Here is a 5,489-nt window from a genome sequence, read left to right as displayed (position 1 = left end):
CGCGCTGGCCTCGCGCTGGCCTCGCGCTGGCCTCGCGCTGGCCTCGCGCTGGCCTCGCGCTGGCCTCGCGCCGGTCGACGTGAGGCTGGTTGGCCGGGGCCAGCCGGCGGGCTCATGCGGCGGTTCAGCCGGCGGGCTCAGGCAGGTTGGCCGGAACCCGCTTCGGCGAACCAGTCGCCGGTGCCGTACGGGTCGGCCAGCGGCTGCGAGCCGTGCTCGTGGATGATCCGCCAGACTCCGTCCGTGCCGCGCCGTAGCCCCCAGGTCATCCGCATCCGGAGTTGGCGGTCCTGCGGGCCGCCGGTGAAGTGGCAGTCGACGATGCCGCAGACGAACGCCACGTGCTGGCTCTCGTGCACGTCCGGGCCGTCCGCCCAGCGCCATTCGATCAGCCGGACGGGGGAGTCGAAGTAGCGACGCCACCCCTCGTGGACGCGGTCGCCGCCCCGGTTGCTCCAGCGTGGGCCTTCGAGGAAGACGTAGGTCTGCGGTCCGGGGTCGAAACAGTCGAGGACGCCGTCGAGGTCCCGCTCACGAAGCGCGTCGAGCATCTGGGCCGGGGTGTCGACGGCTGACCGGGTGGGGGTGGCGGGCATGGTGGCGTCCTCGCTGTCGGTCGACTCGGGCGGTCGTTGAAACGCCGTTCCATTATCTCGACCTGGTCGGTGTTTGACCAGCCCAGAGCGCCGCCTGGCGGCTACGACAGCGGCGGTCTCAGCCTCCGACGTCGCTGGTGCGGTGGCCGCCGCACCGCTCGGAGAAGCGGGCCGCCACGTCCAGTACCGCGTCCCGACACACCTCGAACTCGTCGGAGAAACGTTCCATCGGACCGCAGACACTGACCACCGCCAGCGGCACCCCGTCGTGACCGAAGACCGGCGCCGCCACCGAGGCCGCGCCCTCCTTGCGCTCGGCCGCCGATCTGGCCCACCCCTGAGTGCGTACCTGTGCCAGCTCCTCGCGCAACTGCTGTACGTCGGTCACCGTCAACGCGGTGACCGCCTCCAGCTTCGACGACGCCAGGTACTCCTCGACCTGGGCGGCGGGCAGGAAAGCGAGGAACGCCCGCGACGAGGCGCCGGCATGCAGCGGATACGGCTCACCCAGGTTCACCGACATGATCACTTCCCGGGCGGGGGTCACCTGGTCGACGTACATCCGCTGACGGGATCCGGCCAGCACGGACAGCGTGGCGGTCTCATTGGTGCGGTCCCGCAGCTCCTGCAGGTAAGGCCGTCCCATGTGGCGTACGTCGATTCGTTCCAGGTAGCGCAGCCCCAGTCGCAGCGCCTCCAGCCCGAGCGAGTAGCGCCGGGTGTTCTCATCGAGCGAGATCAGGCCCCGGCCGCGCAACGACGCCAACACCCGGTGCACCGCGGCCTTGGACAACCCGAGCTCGTCGGCGATCTCGGTCACCCCGAGGTCGTCGCCGGGCATCCGGCCGAACAGCAGCAGTACGTCGGCCGCCCGTTCGACGGCTGCGATGGTGGCGCTGGGGCCGTCGCCGCCTTTGCCCGCGCCACCGGCGCCGGTCTCGGTCTCGGTCTGTGATTGACGGGGCAACACACACAACTCCTCGCTCGGCCAGTTCGTGGCCCACCCCGATGAACTCATGGTTGGCATGGTTTCAACCGAATGCAGCGGTCGGTGGAATCCAGAGCGTAACGGCGTTCCGGTTTGACGGCTAGGCCACCTCGGGCGGACCGGCGGGCACCAGGCCCGGTCGCCCAGAGCGCGGCTGAAAGCGAACCGGATCCCCTTGACGCTGATTTGCGCCAAATCATACCTGGTCACCACCCTTTTACCGGGGCGCACCCGGCCGGCGCTGGATGCGAGCATTGTGGCGGTCGATCCCTGCGGCACGACCTCAAGGGGTACTGCACTGGAGGGCGGGACACTCCAACCGTCGCGACGAATCACTACGGAAGGTGGCACGACCCGATGACACTGGAGGCTACGGTTGTCGGCGCCGGCCTCGCCGGGTCACTGACGGCGGTCGCGTTGGCCCGTTCCGGGATCGCGACCTCGGTCTACGAGGCCTACCTCGATCCCGCCGGCACGACCGGAGGTTTCATCAACCTCACGGCCAACGGCCTCGGCGCGTTGCACTCGGTCGGCTGCCTGGAGCAGACGCAGGCCAAGGGGATCGTGGTGAACCGACTCTGCCTGTGGAGCGGCGAGGGCCGACTGCTCGGCCGGGCGTCCCGGTCCGGGCGCCCCGCCGGCCGGGCGATGAACCTGACGATCATGCGGGGCGATCTGGTCGCGGTGCTGCGCGAGGAGGCGGCCAAGGCCGGTGCCACCATCTCAACAACATCATCGACGACCGTGCCGGGCTGTTCGACCAGGCCCTGACCCGCCTCGCCGACTTGGCCGGCCTGCCGGCTTGACCTGACTCGATTCACTCGACCCATCCGGCTCACTCGACCCAACCGGCCTGTTCGACCGCGCCCGACCACTGGAGAACACCCCGTGCGGATCATCGTCATCATCTGCTCTGCCGTGCTCATCATGGAGTTCGTCCTGCACGGCCTCGCCATGTACATCGGCATGGAGGCCGGCATCGCGCCGCTGCAGAACCACTTTGGATTCCGACCCAGTCGGGCGTTGACGCTCCTGCTGGCGGTGCTCGACACGCTGGCCGCCGTCGGCCTGGTGATCGGCATCTGGCGGCCGGAGATCGGCGCCATCGCCGCCGGCTACACGGTGGCCTTCTTCGGCATGATGCTGATCCTGCGCTTCTACCGCAACCTCGGCGGCATCCTGCCGCCGGACTTCCCGCTGTTCTTCACCCTCGGTGTGGTCGTGCTGGTCCTGCAGCTGCTCCGCTAGCCGGGCACCGGGAGCGGGCAGTGGCCACGACGGTCGTTGCCCATGGCGAAACCGGTCCCTGATCCGACAGCGCAGCCCGGTAGGGGCGGCTACGGTCAGGCACCGACGTCGCCCAGCTCGGAGTACAAGATGAACCAATCAACCGCCTGCCGGATCCTCCGGCATGCCGCGCTGCTGCTCGTACTGCCAGCACTCACCGTCGCATCGGTCAGCCCCGCGTCCGGTGTCGTAACTGGACCCGTGACCGAATCGCCCGGGACGGTGACCACCACGGTCCACGACGCGGCGACCGGCCGACCGGCCCGAGCCTGTGTCAGGCTCGTCCCGCTCGACCGTGACCGCTACACCTGGGTCTCCCTCGGCGAAAGGCAGCTCGGCATGGCCGGCGGGTGCACCGACGAGCAGGGTGCGATCGTTGCGGACGGTGTCGAGCCGGGGCGCTACCAGTTGTTCGCCGCGCCGCGCGACAGACAGCACCACGGACAGCAGTGGGTCGGCGCCCGCGGCGGTACCGGGCAACGGCACCTCGCCGCGGTGGTCGCGGTCCGGGCCGGTGCGACCGCCGCCGCACCGCAGATCCGCCTGGACCCACCCGGTGACATCACCGGCACCCTGACCGGCGCGGCCACCGGCCAGCCGGTCCAGGGCGTGTACATCGGGGTGGTGCCAATGGTGCCGCATCCCAAGTACACCCCCGAGCCGATCAGCGACCCGGCCGGCCGCTACACCGTCACCGGGCTCGGTCCGTACCGCTGGGCCCTGCAGTTCTTCGGTCCGCGGACCGCGACCCAGTGGTCCGGTGGCGTCGGCAACGCCATGCTGGCCCGGACCGTGCAGGTGCGGTCCGGGCAGACCGTCACCCTGGACCAGGTCCTGCGGGCACCGACCATGGTGGTCGGCACCGTGCTGGTCGACGAGTTGCCCAGCTACAGCCCGGTGATCGCGTTCAACGCCGTCACCGGCGACGTCACTGGCGTGGAGTATGTCGGAAACACGTACCAGCTGCCGGTGCTGCCCGGCCAGGTGATCAAACTGCGGTGCGACTGTAGCTACAGGTCGATTCAATGGCATCCGGCCGCCCAGACCTTCACCGAGGCGGCACTGGTCTGGGTGGGCTGGACTCCGGTCACCATCGACTTCGACCTGACCGCGACCAGCTGACCGCCGCAACTGACCGGGCGGGGCGACGGCGTCGCCGCCCTGTGCGACCATGATCACTTGACCCGCCCAGTCTCCGCAGTCCCCGACAGCTGGATGCCCTGCCGGACGGGCAATCATCATCCCGCCCGGCAGGGCATCTCGACTGCTGATCGGTCGAGTGGTCTGCTTACCGACTATCGCACGTTTATGACCATTCGACGGAACGAGTACAGGTTCGGCGAGCCGTTGTCACGTACCTGCAGGATGATGTGAATACTCTGGCCGCCAGCGTTCGACGGGACCTGCACTGTGGCCGAGGTGCCGGTGCTGTTGCTGATCGACACGCTGCCGTTGTAGGAGCTCGGCTCGTTGTAGAAGGACCACGAGTATGCCAGGGAGTTGCCGTCAGGGTCGCTGGAGCCGGCCGCGCTGAGGTTCACGCTGGAACCAGCAGCGGCAGACACCTCTAGGACCTGCTTGGTGGTGTCACCGTTCAGGATTGCGATCGGGTGGTGGTTGGCACCCGAGAAACTGCTGGTGATGCTCCAGTCCATCCGGGCCGCGAAGTCGTTGTGAATCGCGGTGCTCCACCGGCTCATCGAGTTACTCTCCGAGGCATCGGTGTACATGTAGTACGGGTCGAACGACGGCTCATGCGAGAGCCTGCCGCTGCACGACATACCTCGGACGGCGGACTTTTCCGCTGGACCGAAACGACCGCCCAAACCGCCCCAGTCCACGTGATCGGGATCGGTCAGTCCGTTGGCGATCTGGTGCAGGAATGCTGGCGTGTCACCCTCTGTCGCCCATGTCTTGTCCGGGTATTGAGCACCCAACGGGCCGTGGTTCTGGACGTTGGAGTCCACCCAGCTGTCCGACGGCTGCCAGCTGTACACGAGGTTCTTCGCGCGGATGTAGATGAGGTTCGGGTAGTTCTTCGTCAGCCACGCGCCCGCGTCATCCTGACCGAGGATGTCGTAGACCCGAAGCTTGCTGATGAACCGGTTGACCTCTGCCTGGCTACGGGTGTTCCGTACCTTCCACACCGCCTGCGCCAGGGTGTTGCCACCACCCCAGAAGTTGACCCAGACCGGGCGCGGGTCGTCTCGGTCCACAGCGGCGATGATCAGTTCTGAACCGGGGGTGTCCTTGCCCGCGCCGACCGCGTCCATGCCGTAGCCGGTCTGGCCCAGCTTCGAAACGGACTGCAGGTACGACAGGCTCGGGTAGCCATCGGCGTGCCGCTGCAGGTTGGACAGCACCTGGCCATACGCGTTCAGCCGTGGATTCAGCAGATTGTTCACGTTGGAAGAGGTCTGGGTCGGCCGCCAGCAACTGGTGCCTCCGATGATGCCTTCAATGTCTACTTCGTTGGCCATCACCAGCATGCGGACCAGTGACTGCAGATCGTCCGGGTCGGCACCAAGGTCGGTTGTGTTGATGACTCGGGGTTTTGTTCCTGATGTTGGTTCTGTGACGGAGATTGTCTTGGCGAGGGAGTTGGTGCGGCTGTCGTT

6 protein-coding genes are annotated in these 5,489 nt (G+C 67.7%); 3 read left to right on the top strand and 3 right to left on the bottom strand.

Annotated elements, in window-relative coordinates; all coding sequences use genetic code 11:
* Positions 1–137: 137 nt before the first annotated feature.
* Positions 138–596: a YybH family protein gene (locus ACFHVL_RS30655; RefSeq protein WP_326552087.1), complete on the bottom strand. Its 459-nt coding sequence runs from the start codon at positions 594–596 to the stop codon at positions 138–140.
* 118 nt (positions 597–714) lie between these two features.
* The gene (locus tag ACFHVL_RS30650) at positions 715–1,614 is read right to left on the bottom strand and encodes an IclR family transcriptional regulator (protein WP_416632087.1); all 900 of its coding nucleotides are present in this window, start codon (positions 1,612–1,614) and stop codon (positions 715–717) included.
* Positions 1,615–1,941: 327 nt separating this feature from the next.
* On the opposite strand from ACFHVL_RS30650, the gene ACFHVL_RS30645 reads away from it, so the two are divergent.
* From ACFHVL_RS30645 to ACFHVL_RS30635, 3 genes are all read left to right on the top strand, one after another.
* The gene (locus ACFHVL_RS30645; RefSeq protein ID WP_416632086.1) at positions 1,942–2,355 is read left to right on the top strand and encodes an FAD-dependent oxidoreductase; all 414 of its coding nucleotides are present in this window, start codon (positions 1,942–1,944) and stop codon (positions 2,353–2,355) included.
* Positions 2,356–2,472: 117 nt separating this feature from the next.
* Positions 2,473–2,832, top strand: a complete 360-nt coding sequence (locus ACFHVL_RS30640; RefSeq protein ID WP_416632084.1) for a hypothetical protein — start codon at positions 2,473–2,475, stop codon at positions 2,830–2,832.
* A gap of 129 nt (positions 2,833–2,961) precedes the next feature.
* Positions 2,962–3,993 (top strand): carboxypeptidase-like regulatory domain-containing protein, encoded by a 1,032-nt coding sequence (locus tag ACFHVL_RS30635; RefSeq protein ID WP_416632083.1) that lies wholly within the window; start codon positions 2,962–2,964, stop codon positions 3,991–3,993.
* A 173-nt stretch (positions 3,994–4,166) separates the two neighbouring features.
* Here the strand turns inward: ACFHVL_RS30635 and ACFHVL_RS30630 are convergent.
* The coding region (locus tag ACFHVL_RS30630; protein WP_416632081.1) for a nucleoside hydrolase-like domain-containing protein at positions 4,167–5,489 on the bottom strand (1,323 nt) is incomplete at its 5' end.

This window comes from Micromonospora sp. LOL_023 (assembly GCF_048060115.1).
Lineage (GTDB): Bacteria > Actinomycetota > Actinomycetes > Mycobacteriales > Micromonosporaceae > Micromonospora_E.
The sequence above is the reverse complement of the archived record's forward strand: the minus strand, read 5'-3'. Positions and strand labels throughout refer to the sequence as shown.

Coding starts and splice junctions, on each gene's coding strand:
- ACFHVL_RS30655 (WP_326552087.1), bottom strand. CDS start 596: ATGCCCGCCACCCCCACCCGGTCAGCCGTCGACACCCCGGCCCAGATG.
- ACFHVL_RS30650 (WP_416632087.1), bottom strand. CDS start 1,614: ATGAGTTCATCGGGGTGGGCCACGAACTGGCCGAGCGAGGAGTTGTGT.
- ACFHVL_RS30645 (WP_416632086.1), top strand. CDS start 1,942: ATGACACTGGAGGCTACGGTTGTCGGCGCCGGCCTCGCCGGGTCACTG.
- ACFHVL_RS30635 (WP_416632083.1), top strand. CDS start 2,962: ATGAACCAATCAACCGCCTGCCGGATCCTCCGGCATGCCGCGCTGCTG.